Consider the following 20,742-nt stretch of genomic DNA (forward strand, 5'->3'; position numbering starts at 1 on the left):
ATTGTGGATAGGGATCGGATTAAAAGATGCGTTTCGACCAGCCGTTTAACTTGGCGAACGCTTCCGCATAATAATAATCGCCATAGATTAACGATACGTTGATGTTTTGTCCGGCAGGCTTGTGGCCTGTGCCTTCAACGAGAATGGCTTCGTGCCCAGGACGATCCCAGGTGGCGTAGTTTTCTGTCAGAGAATGCAGGATACGGTGCGCCGCATCGCCATAAATGCGTTTCTCGTCCGCGTCTACTAACTCGGCTAGCTCCAGCAAGCCGGAAGCGGCGATGGCGCCTGCCGATGTGTCGCGCGGTTCGCCTTCGATCGGATGCGCCCGGAAGTCCCAATGCGGAACATGATCTTCGGGCAGCGAGGCGATAAAATAGTGCGACACGCGTTTCGCCGCTTTCAGGTAACGATCCTCACCCGTACAACGATAGGCAATCGCGAGGCCGTATAAAGCCCATGCGTTGCCGCGGCTCCAGGCAGAAGTGCCCGACAGGCCTTGTCCGCCCAACTGCTCCAAGAACTCGCCGCTCTCCGGATCAAACGACAGAATATGGCAGACAGAGCCGTCGTCGCGAATCGCATGTTTCAAGAACGTATCGGCATGACGGATGGCGATATGCTTGTAGCGGGGATCGCCGGTCGTGCGGCTCGCCCAGAACAAAAGCGGAATATTCATCATGCAGTCCACGATGGCCCAGCCGATGGCTTCATCCGTATTCCATGCGCGGATAAACTCACCTTCGACGTTAAAGCGTCCGGCCAAATAATTGGCGGCTTTCAAGCCGATGCGCAGCGCTTCCTTATCTCCCGTGAGCTCGTATTTAAATACGGCAGTAGGAAGGAACTGAAAGCCTACGTCATGATGCAGCCCGATGGGATGCTCGGAGAAGCAGCGCTCAAGCTTCGCGTCCCAGTCCCAAGCCCCTTCTTTAAACGATTCCTTGCCGGAGACGTCGTACATCAGCCACTGCAAGCCCGGCCAAAAGCCGGATGTCCACCAGCTATGGCGCAGGTCGTCGTAGATGCCATCCTCTCGGGCCACATGGGGCGACTTGCCGCCGATTTTTTTTATCATATCTTCTACTTTGTTCGTGATAGCGGTCATCGTTTGGTTAACATAGGTTTGATCCATCGATTGGTCAGCTCCTTGTCCTGTTTCTTATGCTCCAAGTATAGCGCCTGACAAACTAACAAAGTTGCAGTACAATGAGTGAAAATGTTGTTGTATTGACATTACATATTACGCGGAGATGAAGGACATGAAGGATTTATTCTATAAGTCGATCAATCCTCAGGGCAAGCCGTTCCTGTGGTCCCATCGGAGATGGACGCAGGAGCCGTTCGACGGTTATTATCATTGGCATTGGGGTTTCGAGATGCTGTTCGTGCATCAGGGGAGCGGAGTTGTGATCGTCAATCAGAGGAGGTATGAAATGCGGCCTGGATCGCTTTTCTTCTTTTTGCCGAATCAACTGCATAAGGTGCATGCGGATATAAACGAAGCGCGGCCTTACGAGAGAAGCATTATCCATTTCGAGCCGGCATTCCTGGAGCGTTTCCTGCCGCCGTTTCCTTCACTTAGAGATACGTACATGCGGATGAAGAAAGGGCTTCTTCTTAAGCAGAGCTTGGAGCTTTCAGCCTGCCAGACCGAGCTGGGAGCAGCGTTCGACAGCTTTCAAGGAGTCATTTATGACAGTGGTGCAGGTGGCGGGGAGGAAGAGGGGGCAGCGATTCTTCTGCTTCAGCTGCTGACCTTCATTCAGCGCGAAATTGCGGAGCCGATAGCCGGGGAAGGTGTTAAGCCGATCCGTCATTCCGACGAAATCATGGCCTGGATAGAGCGGCATTATTCGGAGCCGTTCCAGCTGGATAAGCTTGCGGCGGAGCTGCATATGTCGGGTTCTTATCTGTCGCGGCTGTTCCGTCAGGAGACGGGCAGCAGCATTACGGGATACCTGGCTGCGCGTCGGATCCAGCAAGCTTGCAGTCTGCTGCGCGGGAGCGACAAGCCGATCGAGCTGATCGGACAGCAAGTCGGCCTGCCTAACGTTTCTTATTTTATCCAGCTGTTCAAACGAACCATGGGCATTTCCCCGCATCAGTACCGTCTTAAGTTGTAAGAGGTTGTTCAAAAAGTCCGATTTTGATCACGAAGTATGCCAAGAAGCTTACTCGACATCGAATCTTGAATTCAGGCGAAACTTCCGGTGCTCACGTAGCTTCCACTACGCTCCGCTCCTCAGTTTCTACCTTCTTTCAATCTTCTCGGTGCTGAAAACCGAACTTTTTGAACTCGAATATAAGAAGCGGCCTGCCCATCACTTTACCGTTTCAGCTTGAAGTGCACGACGGCGCTATAAAGGAGCCGTTCTGTACGGGGATTGAACACCACCTGGTGAGAGACGGAATAAACGTCGAGCATTAGCGCCTTATTGATATCAATCGCCCGTTCGATCTGGCCTTCCAGCGACTTCAAGTCATCCGCCTCGTATAACTCGACCTTGGAATCCAGTAGGTCCAGCTTAAAATCCATAACATTACCCTCCTGCTTGTCAACTGAATCGTAATATGAAGATCGAATTCTATTCTAACCGATCTTGCGGCGGTATCCAATAACGATCCAATTATGATACTATAAAGAACATTAGGCTGGTGGAAGGGAGGGGCGGCTAATGGGCAATGTGCCCGGTTCTGTATGGATATTTTCGGTGATCATTATCGTATTGGTGACCTGGATTACCCTTTGGGTGACGAGGAAAGCCTATTCGAAAAAATGGGACGAAACCGATGAATGAGATGACCTCTATCGTGGCCTTTCGGAGATGAGCGACCGAGTTTTGAGGTGAAGGCGATCATCGCCCTCAGTAAAGCCAGGCGGCGGCGCCTGGTTTTATTGGCGTGTCGCGGGAAAAAAACATAATCACCTGATGGTGATTCGAAAACCCAAAACGGTCCAGTCACTCACCGCTTATCGGACATATATGACGCTATTCATCGATTTTTTAGGTTTTCGAAAATCTAACGGACATACACGACCTTATTGGCATATTCATCGCGTAAATTGGCTCCGTTACGACTCAGTGTTTTTCCTGTCCGTTAGATTTGTTTGAGGTTAAAAATCGGACAAACAAAAAAACTTCCCCCGACCAGGTCGGCGAGAAGTCTTGAAATTACTAGTTGTGAGAAAAAAATGGTGCCGTCGAGAGGACTTGAACCCCCAACCTACTGATTACAAGTCAGTTGCTCTACCAGTTGAGCTACAACGGCACATGTTGTTATCCCTGTGTTACCGGGGACAAGACATATTATTGCACAAAACCAAAAATGAATGCAAGCCATTTTTTGAAGTTCTAATTTTCAGAAAAGTAACAACTTTTAAGGAAATGAAACGCGCTGTTCTGCCAAAGGACGACGACAGCCGTTTCACCTTGGGCTTCGACTACCTCGCAAACCAGGCCATGGATAATTTCCGCACTCCTTCGCGCAACATGTCTTCCTGCATGCCGCCGAAGCCTAACATAACGAATTCACGCGCCTCCGCATCCGGGTTGCTCCAATGTTTGGCGGCGGGGTACACGAGGCAGCCGGCTTGCTCCGCTAACGCAACAAGCTCCATGGCATCTCTGCCCGGCACGCGCAGCAGGATGTGCATCCCCGACGAATCGCCGACGATGCGAACACGTTCTCCCATCGTGGAAGAAACGGCATCCGTCAGCGCCCGATACCTGGCTTGATAGACGCGCCTCATCCGGCGGATATGACGTCCGTAATGGCCTTGCTTGATGAAAAGCCAGACCGCTTGTTGAATCATGGGGGAGACGGAGCAGCTGTAATTCGCCATACGTTCCGTCATGACGGGAACAAGCCTGCGCGGAACAATCACATAGCTGAGTCTGGCGCCGGGCAGGAACGACTTCGACAAGGTGCCCAGATAGATGACGCGATCATCGTAATCCATCGCCTTTAAGGAAGGCACAGGTCTGCTGCCGTAACGGAACTCGCTGTCGTAGTCGTCTTCGAGGATGAGCGCATCGCTTGCGGATGCCCACTTTAGCAGTCGTTGACGTTTCTCGATGGACATGACCATTCCGAGCGGGAATTGATGCGATGGCGTCACGTAAGCGACCTTGGCCTTCGATTGCTCCAGAGCCGTGACATAGATGCCGTCCGCCTCGATCGGGATGGAAGTAATGCGGCAATCCATGCCGGCAAGAACGCTTCGAACGCCGTTATAACCAGGCTCCTCCATGGCGAATTCGGCCTGTCGAAGACCGAGAATCTGAAGCAGGAGAGAGACGGTGTACTGGGTGCCCGCACCGATGAAGATCTGATCAGGGGAGCAGACCGCACCGCGAGATTGATACACATAATCGCAGAGCTCTTCCCGCAGTCCGAGATGTCCAAGCCGATCGCCGTAGCCTAATATGCCGAATGGCGCTGCTGCTGCCGCATCGTTAACCGATTGCGAAAGGCACGACTTCCATATATCGTATGGGAAGCGGTCGAAGGCAATATCGCCGTACCGAAATTCGTAAGGGAGGAAGGAGGACTCCCTCCTGTCGTTCCTGTTAGTTGAGTTCATGACCTCGTTTGCCTGATCGCCACGCTTTTTATTCATTTCCACATAATGAACGGGGAGAGGATTCCACAGCTCATCCAACGGCTGTATAAGGTAGCCGCCCCTCTCTTTGCTCTCGACATACCCTTCGGCAACCAACTGGCCATAAGCAGCCTCCACTGTATTTTTGCTTATGCCCAGATGCTGGGACAGTGCCCGTATCGCGGGCAGTTTGCTTCCGCTTGTCAGCTTGCCGGCTTCGATCGCTTCGCGAATATAACGATACAGCTGAGTATAAAGCGGGGTACCTTTTTCCTTGCCAAGCGCAGGCGTAATGGATTCAATCATCGATGGATCTGTCCCCTTGAATTTAGATGTTTTTGTCACTTTTCTTGGTGACAATAGTTGCATATAGTGACAATAGCACAAGATTAGCGCAGTTGAGAAGGGGAGAAGCCCATGTTTACCGTAAGATTGAGCAAAAGATTATGCCAAGACGAAAACAAAATAGCCGCATTTCTGGAGCAGGCTCAAACGGCTTTTCTCGGTTTGGCGGACGGTGGTATTCCTTACGTCGTACCGCTGAATTTTGTATGGCTTAACGGATCATTTTATTTCCATGCGGCTGAGGAGGGGAGAAAGATGGACATTATGGGTCGAAATCCGGAGGCTTGCGTAACAATCGGGGAATCGTACGGCACGATCCCGCATCCCGTTCCCGCCAAGACGGATACGGCATATATGAGCGTGATGGCATTTGGCGCCATCGAACCCGTCCCGGGACTTGCGGAAGCAACGGCGGCTATGCAGGCGATGCTGGACAAGTATGCGCCCGGTTTCCATAAGGAACGTCTGGCGAGCGTGCATGTGGAGCGGTACGTGTCGTCCATGGGCAGCAAAACCGCCGTCTTTAAGCTGACGGCAAGACAGTTGACGGCGAAGGAGAGCGAGAAACCTGCGGGATAGGCTGGAGGGCGACGGTTGGCAATTTCTTTTTTGGAATAGGAAAGGGGCAGCCCCAGGTCTTTGAACCTGGCGGCTGCCCCTTTGAACTATATTTTAAGCCGTTTCTCCTTCAAGCTGGAGCTCCTCGATCTGCATCTCGATCTTGCGGATCCTGTTCTTGCTTGTCTCGCGAATGATGAATTTCATATTTTCGTGCGTATATTCCTTGCCTGGCTTCGGATCCTGCAGCTTGCTGTACAGCCAGCCGCCGATCGTATCGACGTCTTCTTCGTCGAAGTGTTTGCCGGCGATGGTTTCCAGTTCGTCCAGCAGCACCTTGCCGTCCAGCAAATAACAATTGTCGGCAAGCTGCTCGATTTCCTTGCGCTCGTCGCCGTCGAACTCGTCTCGAATCTCGCCGACGATCTCCTCCAGAATATCCTCGATCGTGATCAGTCCGGATGTGCCTCCGTATTCGTCGACCAAAATGGCAATGTGCACGCGTTCTTGCTGCATCCGTTTGAGCAGCATCTTGACGGGAGTAACCTCGGATACGCTCAGTACGGGATGAATCAGATTTTTGATGTCGAATTCCTTGTTCTCTTGGTAGGAGAGGAACAGTTGCTTCGTGTTAATCATACCGACGATATTGTCCTTGCTCTCGAGAGCAACGGGAAATCTTGTATATTGTTCCTTGCGGATAATCTCGAAATTTTCCGCAAGCGTATTGTTTGTGTATAAGCAGATCATATCGGTACGAGGAACCATTATTTCTTTGGCCAGCAGCTCATCAAATGCGAAGATCCGGCTAACGTAACCGTATTCGGTGTTGTTGATCATGCCGCTTTGGTAGCTCTCGTTCAAAATAATCTGAATCTCTTCTTCCGTATGCGCCTCTTCATGCTCCTTCATGGGTCTCAGTCCGAAGGCGCGCACTAGCGCGTTGGCCGATCCGTTAAGCAGCCATATGAATGGGAACATCAGTCGATAGAAGAAGATGATAGGTTTGGCCGTCAAAAATGTAATAAATTCCGCTTTCTGAATGGCCCATGATTTCGGCGCGAGTTCGCCGACGACGACGTGAATAAACGTGATGATAACAAACGCGATTCCGATAGACAATGCATGGCTCATTGCTTCGCTGAGCTGAACGTTTTCGAACAGTGGTAAAAGTATTTTCTCAACCGTCGGTTCGCCAAGGAAACCAAGCCCCAGCGCCGTGATCGTAATTCCCAACTGACAGGCGGACAAGTAAGCATCCAGATTGCTCGTTACCTTCTGAACGGCAAGCGCATTTTTCCGTCCCTCCAGCACGAGCTGATCGATCCGGCTTCCGCGAACTTTAACGATGGCGAACTCCGTTGCGACGAAGAACGCGGTCAAGAAGATAAGCAAAGCGATCATGAATAAATTAAGTCCTATACCACTACCCATTTTCGTGTCTCACTACCCTTTTTTTTATAATTTTTGTAGGACAGCAAACTATTGTTCTATTTACTTATGAATTAATATAACGAATCATGACTCGAACTGACAACCGGCAAAAGGGTCGTAATTCGCCTTGTACGTTCGTTTAAGTCGATTTACATGCGATTATTGCGCTTTTCCCATTGTTTTTCGCTCCTTTACAAGCTTGTTTCGCAGCCGTAAGATGAGTTCATATGAACTCCCATGCGACAGGGAAGGAGGCGATGTCATGGATGGATTCTCTTTGACTCGCGCTGAAGTCGGCCATTTATTGATGGCGATGGAGTCCGGAGGTCAAGAGCAGCCGGCCGATATTATGCAGAAAGCTTGGAGCGCGCGAAGCCAGACAAGACGTTTGAACGATCATCCCGTATTGTCCGAGCCGCTCCCGGCGATCGCCATGAAATTAATGAAAAGCGGTACTCCAAAAGGATTGTCGCTGCACGAAATCGCCGAGCTGGGGCAGCTCGTCGAATTTGCCAGTCCTTCTGCCACCTCCATGCAGAATTGGGTGAAACGCGATTTCAAATCTATATTCGTCTGCCCGCAAGCGGGAAAAAAATATGCGCCTGGTCAAGCGGCACTCCTATATATGATCGATGATCTGAAGTCCAGCCTGGATTTCGAATCCATACGCAATCTGTTCGCGATTCTATTTGGCAAGCCGGATTGCAGGGAGGGTTCTTCTGCCAAACCCTTCATTGAGCCTGTTGCTTTGTACAAAAGCTACGCCGCGTTATATGAAGAGATGAAAGTTTTGGGACGATCCGGCGTCCGTATTGGAAGCCAGCTGGAGGAGCATGTTCGCATGCGTGCAGACAAAGCGGCTAATCTGCTCGCGCTTGGGACGGAGCCGGAGCGTGAAGCGCTGCGAAATTTTTTGCTGGTTGCTGTCATCTCGGTTCAGTCGGCCTATTGTCAGGCGTTGGCACGTCGTTATAGCGAAGCCACTTTGTTTCTGGGCGGCCATTAAATTAACCTCTTGATGCGAAGCGAGGGGTTCCGCTATTAAAGAGAGGATGAAGACATCGATGCTGCAATCATTTATGAAAGCCTCGCGATTCAAAGTGCTGCCGGTCATGCTTATTCCAGTCGTGCTCGGAGCGGCTGGAGCTTATGTTTGGACAGGGCGATTCCAAATCGGATTAATGTTGTTGACGCTGTTGGGAGCGGGTGCGGCACATCTGTTCTCCAATATGATTAATGATCTCTGGGATTATTACAACGGGACGGATGAAGCTGCCAAAGCGACGGAAGGCGCTATCTCGACCAACTCCGGATTTCTGACGGGGGGCGCCTGGAGCGTCGGCAAGTTCCGCGCCGTCACCTGGCTGCTCTTTCTCGTTGCGGCAGCCAGCGGCGTTGCGCTTGGCGTAATCAGCGGCTGGCCGGTTATTGTGTTTGGACTCGCAGGGGCGTTTATTGCGTACTTCTACGTAGCGCCACCCGTGAAGTTCGGCTATCGCGGCAAAGGCTACAGCGAGCTTGCGATTTTGCTTGCCTTCGGCGTGCTGCCTGTAACGGGAGCCTATTATGTTCAGACGTCGCATCTCGATTATCGTGCACTGCTGTTGTCGCTGCCGATCGGATTATTGACGACGCTGATTCTGTTTAACCATCACTTCCTGCATTGGGAGGCTGATCGCCAAGCGGGCAAGCGGACGCTAGTCGTCGTTTGGGGAGAGAAGAGAGCCTTGCAATTTTCCCGGCTGTTATTGGTCCTGGCCTATGCCGCGCTCGTTCTGTGCGTCGTATTTGGAGCACTTCCCCTATATGCCTTGCTTGCCGTGTTTACGGCGGTTCCTTTATATTTGGTATACGGCAGACTTGGCGCGCATAATAAGTCGACGGCGTATTTGCCGCTGATGGGGGCATCGATGCAAGCGACCAAACGATGCGGCGCTGTCCTCATCTTGGCGCTTGTACTCCAAGGTATCCTGCAATAACTGGCAAGCGGAGTGAACACTTTACAACCATACCAGGAAAGAAGGAATGCCGACATGGCTACTACTACGAAAATACTCGGTGATTTCCATACCATATTAAATGACGGAGAAGTGTGGAAGATAGGAGGTTTTCCGTTGCAGGACGGTACCTTCTGGCCTTATCGCGAGCCGGAGGCCGTTGTCATCGTTCGAAACGGCATTCTTTATGTTCGCGCGGCAATCAGCCGATCCAACGACCAAGTGCAGATACTCGATAATGCGAAACATATGTATTATTCCGCTGAGCAGGTAGCGGTGCCGGAGAACGGGGAAATCAGCTTCGAGCTGAAGATCCGCGCCCGCTCCAAGGACACGGCGCCAGGAGACTTGTACGACGGCTACGTCTCTTTGAATTTACTGGATTTTACGACTGGCGGGGCATTGGATTTCTTTGTAGGCAATGATCAATATGCCAGCGTGTACGCCGTGCTGCCGTTCCCGGGCGTGAAGGTGCCGGAGACGGACGGAACGAAATACTTCTGTATATTCAAGGAAGATACGGACTTCGCTCCGCGCGAGTTTAATACGTACCGGATTACGTACAACCGGAACAAGGACGAGGTGGTCTTTTTCGTTAACGGCCGGGAAGTTCGCAGAGAGACGGGAACGCCAGTCAAGTTCAACAGCTTCACGGTAGCTCTCGGCATTATGACGGAGAAGGACCTGACGCCGGAAGGCAGCGTGTCGGCGCATGGACAAACCGTGATCGCGGAATGGTCGCCGATTACGATTGAAGTGACCGAAGTGGGATAACATCGCTGACGGCGGTGAATATGGCGCGGCTTGGAGCCGCGAAGGGGCGTAACGATGCTGTTTGTATTGATTGCCTTATGGAGCATAGCGGCGATTGTATGGATATCGGAGCCGGGCTCTGCGGTAAATCGCAGGCTTGGCGGACTTGCGTTTACCGGCGGAACTGGCGCGTTGGCGGCAATGATCGATTTGAAGTGGCTGCCGCAAGCTGAGGAGGCCGGGGCGGGTCAATCGACGCTGCGCCTTCTGTATGAAGTGCAAGCGCTGTCATCGATTTCGTCCTATTATGGCATTCCTTATTTTTTCTTGCTGTTCGCGATAGCTTACAGCGGCCTTCGGCTTAGCCGCGGACTGGCGGTTGCACTTCCAGTTCTCTTGCTTATTCCGATCATTCTGTGCATTTTTCTAACGCCTTATTATACAATATATTACCCTATCAGCTTTAAGGTAGTCGTCTGGTGGGCCGTTCCTTATATGTTGACGGGAGCTGTGCTGGTGCTATCGAAGAGGGTGCCGCCATCGGTATACGCCAGAACCCATTGGACCGTTTGTTTCGCCGTACTTCCGCCCGCGCTGTTCTGCATGTTCATGAACTACATATTGCCCAGTCTGGGCATGCTTCGCATGTGGGTGTATAATACTTGGTTAGTTGGCCTTGGTGCGGCCGTATTCGTGATCGGGCTGTTCACCTATGGTTTCATGGGCATGCGCGTACTCATTCAGCGCAGAAGATACGATTCCACTTTGCGGGCCGTAACGTCAGGTACGGCCATGCTTAATCATGCCATTAAAAATGACGCGGGCAAGCTGCGGTTGTTCGGCGAAAAGATGAAGCGTCACGCCATCGCCACATCGCAGCAGGAACTGCTGGCCGATGTGGAAGCGGTTCTGTCGGCTTCCCGGCATATGGAGGAGATGGTGCGGCGCGTCCACAGACGTACGGAGGATCTGGAGCTTCGTCCGGAACGCGTCGAGCTGTCTTCCGTACTTCGAGAGGCGCTGGAGCTGGCAAAGCCATCCGCAAGCTCCGTCAGGCTTGAGACAGCCTTTGCGGAGGGTTGGCAATGCGAGGTGGATAAGACGCAGCTGGCGGAAGCGTTCGGCAACATTGTGACCAATGCGATTCAGGCGATGTCGGAGCGTGACGATGCCATGCTGAAAGTTAAGCTGACGGCAACCAAGCGGGAGCTTGTCATCGAAGTGGCGGATAACGGCCCCGGTATGGATCGGGAGCAGCGGCTGCAAGCGTTCGAACCCTTTTATTCGACAAAGCGGGGGAGCGGAAGTTTCGGGCTGGGCTTGCCTTATGCCTATCATGTCATGAGCAAGCACAAGGGCTCTTTGACCATGCGAAGCCGGCCGGGCGAAGGAACGACCTTCTATATGACTTTGCCGAAGCGGGCGGTCAAGGCAGTAAGGATGGATTAAGGAATGACAATGAGGATTCGCGACGACTGGAGGAACGGGCCGAATGGGGAAGGAAGAATCGAAGATACGAGTGGGACTGCTGGAGGATGATCCGGACTGGCGGCGCGGCTTGGCCGATTATTTGGCCGGCCAGCCTGATGTATCATTAGCATGGATTGCTTCCTGCGGCGAAGAGCTGCGCGCAGCGATCCGCGATGCGGGCGAGGACGGGGGCGCTGACGTTGTGCTGATGGATATTATGATCGACGGCAGTCCGGAAGGGATCGCGCTTGCCGAAGAAACCTCTCTAACGACGGGGGCCCGCGTCATTATGCTGACATCGATGGAAGAGAAGGAGCTTATCTTCCGATCTTTCCAGGCGGGAGCCATCGACTATCAGTTGAAGTCTGGCTTCGAGGAGCTTCCTGATGCGATACGGGCGGCTTATGCGCGACAGTCTCCTATAAGCGCCGCCGCAGCCGAACGGTTGCGTGACGAATTCCGGCGATTGAAGCAGGTGGAGAAAGAGTTCGAAACCAAGAAGATCGCCGACCTCATTACCCCGTCGGAGCGACAACTGCTTGGTCTGATCCATCAGGGCTACTCCCAGCCGCAGATTGCGGATAAGCTGTTCATTACGCTGCGGACGGTCAAAAATCATGTAGGCAATATTCTGCGAAAGCTTGGCACGCAAGGCTCCAAAGAAGCTGCCGACAAAGCGAAGGAGCTTGGCCTGCTGGACCAATCGAATAAGGACATCTAACGGTACCAGTTATAATTGGTACTATTTTTTTTTCCCCCAAAAGGTAATATTTCCTTATAAGGAAGTTCAAAAAGTCCGCTTTTGATCACGAAGTATCCCAGGTAGCTTACTCGGCATCGAATATTGAACTCAAGCGAAACTTCCGGTGCTCACGTAGCGCTGCTACGCTCCGCTCCTCAGTTTCTACTTTCATTCAATCTTCTCGGTGCTGAAAAGCGAACTTTTTGAACTTTTATTTGAAGCTTCAACACAAAGTCAAAACCGCAACACAAAATCAAAACCGCAGCCCAAAGTCAAAACCGCAAGACACAAAATCAAAACCGCAAGACACAAAGTCAAGAGCGCAAAAAAGTCAAAACCGTAATAAACCTAAAATTGTGCGTGCGAAGGGGAGGTGAAGTCATTGTTTGAAATGTTTTCGGGATCGCACCTGGCCGCGCTGACCGTCACCGTAGCCGTATTGGCTGCCATTGCGGCGGGGCGGACGAAGTTGAGGGAGGAAAAGACCGGGCGCGCCATGCGCGTAGGACTCGCGGTTCTGCTCCTTGCCTGCGAAGTATCCTTCCAGCTGTCTTATGTGCTGGAGGACAACTGGAGTGCGGGATCGCTGCCGTTCCAGCTCTGCAGCCTCATGGTGCTGCTGTCGGCGGCAATGCTCTTGTCAAATGCAAAGAGGTTGTACCCGGTCGTCGTCTTCCTGGGAGTGGCAGGAGCCCTGCAGGCGCTGATCACGCCAAACCTGGACGCGCCATTTCCGGAATTCCGATACTTCCACTTCTTCGCCGCTCATATCGGCATTATGGCAGCCGCGATGTATCTGATTGCCGTGGAACGTTATCGGCCGACGTTGCGAGCTACGTTCGGCGCGTTGCTGTGGCTCCACGTCCTCGCCATTCCGGCTGCTATTACCAATATCGCGACGGGCACGACGAACTTCATGTTTCTGGCCCGCAAGCCGGGCACCGCGTCGCTGCTTGACGCACTGGCTCCATGGCCATGGTATTTGCTTCAACTGGAGCTGATAGCCGCAGCCATGTGCCTGATGATGTACGGTATCATCCATTTCGTCCATTGGACGCTTAGGGGGAAAACGAGATGAAGGATACGATTAAGAACCATTGGACTTCACTGCTGGGCGCGTTGTTCGTCATTACCGCTTTTATTACGATGTTCCAATTCTCCATAGATAAAGGCTGGATCACGAATGCGATGAAGATCGGCATCGGAATTGCGGCAGGCATCGCCTTCGCATTAGGCGGAGGAAGAATCGCGCAGAAGCCTAAATGGGAGTTGACCGGCCAAATCTTATTAGGCATCGGAGCGTGTATCTTGTACGCGACCTTTTCGTTCGCGGGCATCTATTACGATATGTGGGAGCCTACCCTGGTGCTGCTAGGCATGACGGCCGTTACGGCGGGCATGCTCGCATACGCCCATAAGTTCAACTCGCGTATGCTGACGAATATTGCTCTGGCGGGCGGGCTGTTGGCCCCGATGCTGCTTCGTCCGGATTGGGATTCCGTGCTGACGCTTTTCCTGTACTTGCTGGTTTTGAATATCGCGCTCTTCTATCTGAGCATTACAAAAGGCTGGATGGAGCTGCGCATCATCGCATTCGGCGGAACATGGCTGCTGTATACGATCTATTTCATCCATTTTTCCCCTTCTACCGAAGGCCTCTGGAACATGCCGATCCGATACGCTATATGCGCGTACCTGTTTTACACGTTCGCTTTGCTTGCGGCCACTTGGACCAGCAAGTTGAGCTTCGATAGCGTTGATCTGTATCTCAATGCCATCAACGGACTGTTGTTCGGCGTTTGGGCGCTGTTTATCTGGCAAGGAGATGTTCCTTACGGCTATGTCATCGCGGGAATGGGCGTCATCTATGCCGCTGGCGGCTTCGTCCTCTTTCGATTGAGCCGTTCCTGGTCAGTACCGGCTGTTTCGTTCGTATTAGCCGGCGTGCTTCTGATGCTCATGTCGCTGAACAACTTAGGCGAAGGTACATTGTTTAATGTGATGATGTGGACCGGCTTTGTTGCGCTGCTGACCGGCGTGGGCCATATCAAACGCTGGTTCCCCGCCGTGCTGATCGCCGCGATCGTCTGGTTCTACCTTGGCGCCTACTGGTACGTTGTCACTTGGACGACGCCAAGGGGCGAATGGTTTGGCGTCTATATCCCGTTTCTGAACTGGGGGGCGATGGCTTGGATCGCTCTTGCCGCACTCGGCTTCTACTACTCCAGACAGCTGCGGCTGCCCGGCGCAGGCGAGCTTATGAACAGGGCAACGTCAAGGCTGTTTGCTCTGCTGGCCCATCTGATTGTCGGCGGATTAATGACGAGACAGATCGAGAATATTTTCACCGAATATTTCCAAAGCGGTTATGGCGTGTATATGGATCTTACGCTGTCTGTCGTATGGGGAATCTACGCCTTGCTGCTCATTCTGTGGGGCAATTATTACAAGGAGCGCACCTTTAGGTGGTTCGGATCGATCGTACTGGTGCTGGTCGCATTTAAAGCGATCTTTGTGGATCTAAGCGGACAGGAGCCGCTGTACAAGGCAATCGCCTTGCTGGCGCTTGGCGCCATCTCGTTCGCCATTACCTGGGTTAACAGCAAGTGGAGGGGCGGAGAAGCGGAGAAGCGCGCAAGGGACGAAGGTCCAAACGAAGAGCCGGTCTCCGGCGAAACGATATTTGTAGCGGATTACGCAGTCCAGAATATCCAAGCGGATCGGAAGCATGAAGCAGGCGGAGGCAATGCCGAAAGCCCCTCCGATGAAAGGGATTAGAGAGCTCCTTGATGCGCCGTCCCCTGGTTTTTAGACGAGTTCTGGCAGAATGGGCTAAAAAGTTGTACAATGGATACCGATAATACTCATGTACCTGCAGCAATGCGGTTGTTCCGCAATTGTACGGATTCATGTTATCTCTAGGGGGCAACGAACGTGAGTATAGATCCGCGAACATTAAAATCAATGATACAGGCACAGCTGGCGCCATCCCTGAGCTTTGGAGCAAACACCAAAAAAGCGTCGGGTCAGGACAGCGACGATGTTTCCTTATTCAACAAAATGTTGAGCGCGCAGCTTGGCAATTCCGATATCGGCGAAGCAGTCAGCGGGGACGGGACGTCGCCCGCCGCAGTATGGTCCAATCAGCTATGGGCCCAGGTGGAGTCCTCAATGGGCTATGAGGGCAGACTGATCTGGGGGGACGCCAGCGCACAATCGGCCACGGATGGCGGGAGCTTTTCGGAAGCAGCGGCACCGTTCGCCGGCATCATTGCTAGCGCGGCTTCGAAATACGGCGTAGACAGCGCCTTGATCGAAGCGGTGATCGCGACGGAGTCGGGCTTTAGGCCGCTTGCCGAATCGCATGCGGGTGCCAAAGGTCTGATGCAGCTGATGGACGGAACGGCAAGAGGGCTTGGCGTAACCGATTCCTTCGACCCCGTCCAAAATATCGAAGGCGGGACGCGTTACTTGTCTCTGCTGCTGCGCAAATACGCCGGCAACGAGTCGGTAGCTCTGGCAGCTTACAATGCAGGACCAGGCCGCATAGACAGGCTGGGCATCTCGACCGATGCGGAATTGCTGTCCAGACTGAGCGAGCTGCCGCAGGAGACGCAGCGTTACGTCGCGAAAGTGCAAGAAGCCAAGTTTTAGATGTAGCACGCGAACTAAAACGTATTCGGGGATCACGGTTGCTACCGCAGTAACAGGCGGAGCGGCGCTGGTCCCTTTTCTCATGAACGAGGAGGTTCACCAACATGCAGAACCCTATTTATTTCGATCATTGCGCTTCGACGCCCCCTTACGAGGAGGTAGCTCGCACCGCCATGGAGGTTATGCTAAAGGCTTATGCCAATCCTTCTTCCCTGCACGGTCCCGGAGCGGAGGCGGCCAAGTTAATTGAACGCGCCAGAACGCAGCTGGCAGCCAAGCTCGGAACAAGCAAAGGAACATGGCTGTTTACTTCGGGCGGGACGGAATCCAATAATTTGGCAATCAAGGGGAGCGCGCGTTATTATCGGGAGAGAGGTCGCCATATCGTGTCGACCGGCATCGAGCATTCCTCCGTAATTGAAGCCGTAAGGCAACTGGAGGGAGAAGGGTATAACGTTACCTTTTTGCCTGTGAGCCGTTCCGGTCATGTGAGCGTGGAAGATATTCGATCGGCATTAACAAAAGAGACAGTGCTCGTAAGCGTCATGCACGTCAATAACGAGATCGGAACGGTTCAGCCGATACGCGAAATCGGAGAACTTCTGCGCGGGTATCCCAAGGTGCTGTTCCATGTGGATGCCGTGCAGAGCCTGGGCAAGCTCCCGATCGACGTCGAAGGCTGGGGCATCGACCTGCTGTCGGGTTCCGCTCACAAATTCGGCGGAACGCGCGGAGTCGGCTTCCTGTACGTCCGCGACGGCGTCCACCTTCAGCCTCTGTCCTCCGGCGGTTCCCATGAGAAGGGATTTCGTGCGGGCACGGAAAATGTCCCGGGCATCGTGGCTTCGGCAAAGGCGGTGCGGCTGGCCGTCGAAGGAATGACCCTGCGCGAACATAAAATGATTGTACTTAGGGACAAGCTTAAGGCATTTATAGAAGCGGTACCCGAGCTGACGCTTAATGGAAGCGAGCCGCTGGCGCCGCATATCGTGAATTTCTCCTACGCCGGCATGAAGCCGGAGGTTATCGTGCACAGTCTGGAGCAGAGAGGCATCATCGTCTCCACGAGATCGGCCTGCTCATCCAAGGACAACAAGCCGAGCCGCGTGCTTTTGGCCATCGGGGCGAGCGGACAAGCCGCGGCAGGAGGCGTCAGAATCAGCTTTGGCGACGAGCATGACGAAAAGCACGTCGATATCCTGATTACGGCGATTAAAGAAGTCATTGAGCAATTGAAGCCGCTTGAGAGGAGCACTTAAGTTGATATTCGACCAGATCGTTTTAAGGTACGGGGACTTGACCATGAAGGGAAGAAACCGAAACCAGTTCGAAAAAAAAATGCTGCAGCAGGTCAAAAATGCGCTGTCGGGTTACGAAGGGGTCACCTATTGGAAAACGTACGGAAGGCTGTACGTCAAGCTGAACGGACATCCCTGGGAGCCTGTGGCCGGACGGCTGAAGGAATTATTCGGCCTTGTTTCTCTTAGTCCCGTACGCAGTACGGAGAGCGGGCTGGAGGAGATTCGATCCGCGGCTATGACCGTAATGAATGCGCTCGGCAAGCCGCCGAAGACGTTTAAGGTAAGCGTCAAAAGAGCATGGAAGGGTTTCCCGCACAGCTCGCACGAGATGAACCATCTCGTCGGCGCACATATTCTGAGAGCCTTCCCGGAGCTGAGCGTAGATGTCAGAAATCCGGAGGTCGAGCTTAAGGTCGATATCCAGGAGGAAGCGACTTATGTGTTCTGCGAAGTTATTCCAGCGGCAGGAGGGTTTCCGTTCGGCTCCAACGGGAAGGCTTTGCTTCTTCTCTCCGGCGGTATCGACAGTCCCGTAGCGGGCTGGATGGCCATGCGCAAAGGACTCGAGGTGGAAGCTGTCCACTTCCACAGTTACCCTTACACAAGCGAACAAGCGAAGGATAAAGTCGTAGAGCTTGCCAGAAGATTGACCTACTTCAGCGGGGTATCGATGAAACTTCATTTGGTTCCGTTTACGGAGATCCAGACCACCCTTGCTCAATCCGGTCAGGAGCATCTTATCATTACCCTCATGCGAAGAGCGATGCTGCGAATAACGGAGCGTATCGCTGAGAGCAGCGGAGCTGGCGGCATCGTCACCGGCGAGAGCCTCGGCCAGGTTGCCAGTCAGACGCTTGCCAGCATGAACGTGATCGGGCGGGCGACGCAGCTGCCCCTGATCAAACCGCTGATTATGATGGACAAGCAGGAGATTATTAATATTGCCTACCGGATCGGCACTTATGAAACGTCGATATTGCCTTACGAGGACTGCTGCACGTTGTTTTTGCCCAAGTCGCCGAGCACGAATCCCAATCTGCGTGTAGTCGAGAGGATAGAAGCGGGACTCGGCGGTCTGAGCGATATGATCGAGACGGCCGTGCGGGATACGGAAGTGATCAAGCTGTATCCTAACGCCCCTGCAGCGAAAAGCGACAACCCGTCACAAGAGGATGCATGGTTCTGATCTTAGTATAAAAAGAAAAGCAGCGAACCCTAGTGGGCTCCGCTGCTTTCTTGTTTCTTGGCTGTTTTGGCCATATTGCGTTTGTTCGTTAAGTAACCCGCGAGAACGGTCAGAATGACGACTACGATGATGAAGGACCAGTAAATGACTTTGTCGTCTTCCAGGAAGCCGTTAAACTTCTTCTCGTGCGTGATCATCTTGGCAGCCGTGTATGCAAGCACGGCGGATCCGATATAGACGATCCAACTGAATTTGTTGATCAGCTTGATGAACAGCGTGCTGCCCCATACGACGACTGGAATACTGATCAGCAGTCCCAGAATAACGAGAATCAGCTCGTGATCGCCATGCGATGTGCCTTTGGCAGCGCCCGCTACAGCGATGACGTTATCAATGCCCATCGCCGCGTCGGCGATAATAATTGTCCGGATCGACTGCCAGAGCGTGTTGCCCGCTTTGATGTTATCGTGGCTTTCCTCTTGTACAAGCAGTTTGTATGCGATCCATACGAGGAGCAGGCCGCCGGCCAAATTGAGCCATGGCACGTCCAGCAAGTACACGACGAGCACCGTTGCAATGACACGAATGCCGACAGCGCCGACGGTTCCCCAGATAACGGCTTGTTTCTGTTGATGCTTGGGCAGCTTCGCAGCCGCAAGTCCTATGACAATGGCGTTATCCCCGGCCAGAATGAGGTCGATGAAAACGATGGTCATCAGAGCGGTGAAAAACTCGACCGAGAAAAAATCCATATTTTAGTTCCTCCTTTCGATAAGCTTCGCATTATGAAGTCTACATCAAATATGTCCGTTCGTGAAGATGGTCAATCATTTTTTTTGGACATATTCTCCAAAGCTTGGACATACCCCTGTTATGAAAGGGGAGTGTTCGCGTGTGGACAGCACACTTATTTTTCTACAAATCGTCTTAATTAATGTATTGCTAAGCGGAGACAATGCCATCGTCATCGCAATGGCCAGCCAGCACCTCCCTTCAGCGCAGAGAAAAAGGGCCATCTGGTGGGGAGCATTCGCCGCCGTCGCGCTTCGATGTCTGCTTACGGTCGTCGCGCTGCAGCTTTTGCAAATTCCGTTCCTTCAAGCCGTCGGCGCATTCCTGCTGTTATACATCGCAATCAAGCTGCTGCAAGATGCCGGCGCCGGGCAAGGCAATGGGAGCGTCAAGAGGGCTACCACGCTCGGACATGCCATCTGGACCATCGTGACTGCCGACTTCATCATGAGTCTTGACAACGTATTGGCTATCGCTGCGGTTGCGGACGGCGACCTCGTGCTGGTGCTTCTCGGCATTGCGCTCAGCATTCCGATGATCGTGTGGGGAAGCCAGCTGCTGGGCAAGCTTCTTCAGAAGGTGCCGGCGCTTGGGTACATAGGGGCTGCTCTGCTGGCATTCGCGGCGGGCGAGATGCTGATGAAGGATCCCGGCATGAACGCCGTGCTGTTTCATAACTCCAAGATGCTGTCCGAGCTGATTCCGCTATTATGCGTGCCACTAGTCGTTGCCCTAGCCGTTTGGAAGAAAAAAACCGTTTAAGAGGTTGTTCAAAAAGTCCGCTTCCCAATACGAAGTAATCCAAGAAGCCTACTCGACGTCGAATATTGAATTCAGCCGAACCTTCCGGTGCTCACGTAGCGCTGCTACGCTCCGCTCCTCAGGTTCTAGCTTCATCCAATCTTCTCGGTACTGAGAACCGAACTTTTTGAACACACACTTTAATTTCTTTTTTTTGAACGACCTGTAAAAATGCAAAAATACGCTTCGGCTGCGCCTTTTGGAAGGCGCGGTCGATTTTTTTTTGCTCTGGCAACTCTTCGTACTGGTTTTTTTGCCGCAGTTCCTATAAACTAATATAGATAAAATTCGCCGTCTTTCGTCTTGTCTATACGATCGATGTTGTAAGGAGCGGAAGAGTTATGCCATCTAACAAATATTCCGCTGGAATTATTTTGCTGTTAGCCGGGGTTGTTATTCTGTTGGGCAAAGTAGGCGTGTTCAGCTTTCTGGGCGCGATCTTCTGGCCTTTGCTCGTCTTGATCCCGGGCGTGCTTTTGCATGTGCTCTATTTCGGCAGAATCGTTCCGGCTGTCGCGCTTGTACCCGGCGGTATGCTCGTTGTGTATTCGCTGCTGTTTATCGTCTGCAACATTGCCGGATGGGAGAGCCTTAAATACCTGTGGCCGCTGTTCGTATTCGGGGTTGCTGCAGGGCTCTACGAATATTACATGTTCGGCAGCAATGTGCCGCGCGTCGTATTCACCGCATCGCTCGGTACCGGTATCGCGTCTATCGTATTCCTTCTCTTGATCCTGCTATGGAGCTGGGGCATCTACCTTGTTGCGGCCGCGCTCATCGCAGCAGGGGCTTGGATGATGTTCGGTACTCGCAAACGTTGGTAAGTCAGCCAGACCGCAAGACCGCAAGAACTTAATACAAGAATATGTTCAAAAAGTTCGATTTTCAGCACATGAGCGTATGCTTCCGATGCTGCGTTTTTTTCAAAAACGCTGTAGAAGATTGGATGAAGGTAGAAACTGAGGAGCAGAGCTTAGCAGAGCTAAGTGAGCACCGGAAGGTTCGCCTGAATTCAATATTCGATGTCGAGAATGCTAAGTGGCATACTTCGTGATCAAAAGCGTACTTTTTGAACTACCTCTAAGAAGAAATTTAAAAAGTGG

Annotated in this window: 20 protein-coding genes and 1 tRNA gene; 15 read left to right on the forward strand and 6 right to left on the reverse strand. The window is 52.6% G+C overall.

Annotation, left to right across the window (positions count from 1 at the left end; all coding sequences use genetic code 11):
- Positions 1-19 precede the first annotated feature (19 nt).
- The gene (locus B1748_RS09425) at positions 20-1,135 is read right to left on the reverse strand and encodes a glycoside hydrolase family 88 protein (RefSeq protein ID WP_087567645.1); all 1,116 of its coding nucleotides are present in this window, start codon (positions 1,133-1,135) and stop codon (positions 20-22) included.
- 127 nt (positions 1,136-1,262) lie between these two features.
- Here B1748_RS09425 and B1748_RS09430 point away from each other — a divergent pair, with 127 nt between their 5' ends.
- Positions 1,263-2,126, forward strand: a complete 864-nt coding sequence (locus tag B1748_RS09430; RefSeq protein WP_179215500.1) for an AraC family transcriptional regulator — start codon at positions 1,263-1,265, stop codon at positions 2,124-2,126.
- Between the two features lie 203 nt (positions 2,127-2,329).
- Here the strand turns inward: B1748_RS09430 and B1748_RS09435 are convergent, their stop codons facing one another.
- Positions 2,330-2,539 (reverse strand): DUF2536 family protein, encoded by a 210-nt coding sequence (locus tag B1748_RS09435; RefSeq protein ID WP_087567647.1) that lies wholly within the window; start codon positions 2,537-2,539, stop codon positions 2,330-2,332.
- A 139-nt stretch (positions 2,540-2,678) separates the two neighbouring features.
- Here B1748_RS09435 and B1748_RS37400 point away from each other — a divergent pair, with 139 nt between their 5' ends.
- Entirely contained in the window at positions 2,679-2,801 is a 123-nt protein-coding gene (locus tag B1748_RS37400) for a hypothetical protein (protein ID WP_256975597.1), read from the forward strand.
- A gap of 396 nt (positions 2,802-3,197) precedes the next feature.
- Here the strand turns inward: B1748_RS37400 and B1748_RS09440 are convergent.
- Both B1748_RS09440 and pdxR read right to left on the reverse strand, forming a co-directional pair.
- Positions 3,198-3,273: transfer RNA gene (locus B1748_RS09440), tRNA-Thr, on the reverse strand.
- A gap of 172 nt (positions 3,274-3,445) precedes the next feature.
- Positions 3,446-4,912: a MocR-like pyridoxine biosynthesis transcription factor PdxR gene (gene pdxR / locus B1748_RS09445; RefSeq protein ID WP_179215501.1), complete on the reverse strand. Its 1,467-nt coding sequence runs from the start codon at positions 4,910-4,912 to the stop codon at positions 3,446-3,448.
- Positions 4,913-5,023: 111 nt separating this feature from the next.
- Here pdxR and B1748_RS09450 point away from each other — a divergent pair, with 111 nt between their 5' ends.
- On the forward strand, positions 5,024-5,530 hold the full coding sequence (locus tag B1748_RS09450) for a pyridoxamine 5'-phosphate oxidase family protein (RefSeq protein ID WP_087567649.1): 507 nt from the start codon (positions 5,024-5,026) through the stop codon (positions 5,528-5,530).
- 93 nt (positions 5,531-5,623) lie between these two features.
- Here the strand turns inward: B1748_RS09450 and B1748_RS09455 are convergent, their stop codons facing one another.
- The gene (locus B1748_RS09455; protein WP_256975598.1) at positions 5,624-6,913 is read right to left on the reverse strand and encodes a hemolysin family protein; all 1,290 of its coding nucleotides are present in this window, start codon (positions 6,911-6,913) and stop codon (positions 5,624-5,626) included.
- A gap of 292 nt (positions 6,914-7,205) precedes the next feature.
- Here B1748_RS09455 and B1748_RS09460 point away from each other — a divergent pair, with 292 nt between their 5' ends.
- From B1748_RS09460 to thiI, 10 genes are all read left to right on the forward strand, one after another.
- Positions 7,206-7,949 (forward strand): DUF1836 domain-containing protein, encoded by a 744-nt coding sequence (locus B1748_RS09460; RefSeq protein ID WP_179215502.1) that lies wholly within the window; start codon positions 7,206-7,208, stop codon positions 7,947-7,949.
- A gap of 58 nt (positions 7,950-8,007) precedes the next feature.
- Positions 8,008-8,922, forward strand: coding sequence for a prenyltransferase (locus B1748_RS09465; RefSeq protein WP_087567652.1), 915 nt, complete (start codon positions 8,008-8,010; stop codon positions 8,920-8,922).
- 54 nt (positions 8,923-8,976) lie between these two features.
- Positions 8,977-9,714 carry a DUF6081 family protein gene (locus B1748_RS09470; RefSeq protein WP_087567653.1) on the forward strand — a complete coding sequence of 246 codons (738 nt, stop codon included), beginning with the start codon at positions 8,977-8,979 and terminating at the stop codon, positions 9,712-9,714.
- A 54-nt stretch (positions 9,715-9,768) separates the two neighbouring features.
- Positions 9,769-11,142, forward strand: coding sequence for a sensor histidine kinase (locus B1748_RS09475; RefSeq protein ID WP_087567654.1), 1,374 nt, complete (start codon positions 9,769-9,771; stop codon positions 11,140-11,142).
- Positions 11,143-11,185: 43 nt separating this feature from the next.
- On the forward strand, positions 11,186-11,884 hold the full coding sequence (locus B1748_RS09480; protein ID WP_087567655.1) for a LuxR C-terminal-related transcriptional regulator: 699 nt from the start codon (positions 11,186-11,188) through the stop codon (positions 11,882-11,884).
- Positions 11,885-12,296: 412 nt separating this feature from the next.
- On the forward strand, positions 12,297-12,983 hold the full coding sequence (locus tag B1748_RS09485; RefSeq protein WP_256975613.1) for a YwaF family protein: 687 nt from the start codon (positions 12,297-12,299) through the stop codon (positions 12,981-12,983).
- Entirely contained in the window at positions 12,980-14,683 is a 1,704-nt protein-coding gene (locus B1748_RS09490) for a DUF2339 domain-containing protein (RefSeq protein WP_087567657.1), read from the forward strand. Before B1748_RS09485 ends, B1748_RS09490 begins: the two co-directional genes overlap by 4 nt.
- Positions 14,684-14,839: 156 nt before the next feature.
- The gene (locus B1748_RS09495; protein WP_087567658.1) at positions 14,840-15,559 is read left to right on the forward strand and encodes a lytic transglycosylase domain-containing protein; all 720 of its coding nucleotides are present in this window, start codon (positions 14,840-14,842) and stop codon (positions 15,557-15,559) included.
- A gap of 104 nt (positions 15,560-15,663) precedes the next feature.
- A complete protein-coding gene (locus B1748_RS09500; RefSeq protein WP_087567659.1) occupies positions 15,664-16,818 on the forward strand; it encodes a cysteine desulfurase family protein in 1,155 nt (384 codons plus the stop codon).
- Position 16,819: 1 nt separating this feature from the next.
- A complete protein-coding gene (gene thiI, locus B1748_RS09505; RefSeq protein ID WP_087567660.1) occupies positions 16,820-18,046 on the forward strand; it encodes a tRNA uracil 4-sulfurtransferase ThiI in 1,227 nt (408 codons plus the stop codon).
- A gap of 29 nt (positions 18,047-18,075) precedes the next feature.
- On the opposite strand, the gene B1748_RS09510 is transcribed toward thiI, so the two are convergent.
- The gene (locus B1748_RS09510; protein WP_087567661.1) at positions 18,076-18,798 is read right to left on the reverse strand and encodes a TerC family protein; all 723 of its coding nucleotides are present in this window, start codon (positions 18,796-18,798) and stop codon (positions 18,076-18,078) included.
- Positions 18,799-18,940: 142 nt separating this feature from the next.
- On the opposite strand from B1748_RS09510, the gene B1748_RS09515 reads away from it, so the two are divergent.
- Both B1748_RS09515 and B1748_RS09520 read left to right on the forward strand, forming a co-directional pair.
- Positions 18,941-19,600 (forward strand): TerC family protein, encoded by a 660-nt coding sequence (locus B1748_RS09515; protein ID WP_087567662.1) that lies wholly within the window; start codon positions 18,941-18,943, stop codon positions 19,598-19,600.
- Between the two features lie 380 nt (positions 19,601-19,980).
- Complete coding sequence (locus B1748_RS09520) at positions 19,981-20,463, forward strand: hypothetical protein (RefSeq protein WP_087567663.1); 483 nt, start codon at positions 19,981-19,983, stop codon at positions 20,461-20,463.
- Positions 20,464-20,742: the final 279 nt, after the last annotated feature.

This window comes from Paenibacillus sp. MY03, assembly GCF_002165585.1.
GTDB lineage: Bacteria > Bacillota > Bacilli > Paenibacillales > Paenibacillaceae > Pristimantibacillus > Pristimantibacillus agaridevorans.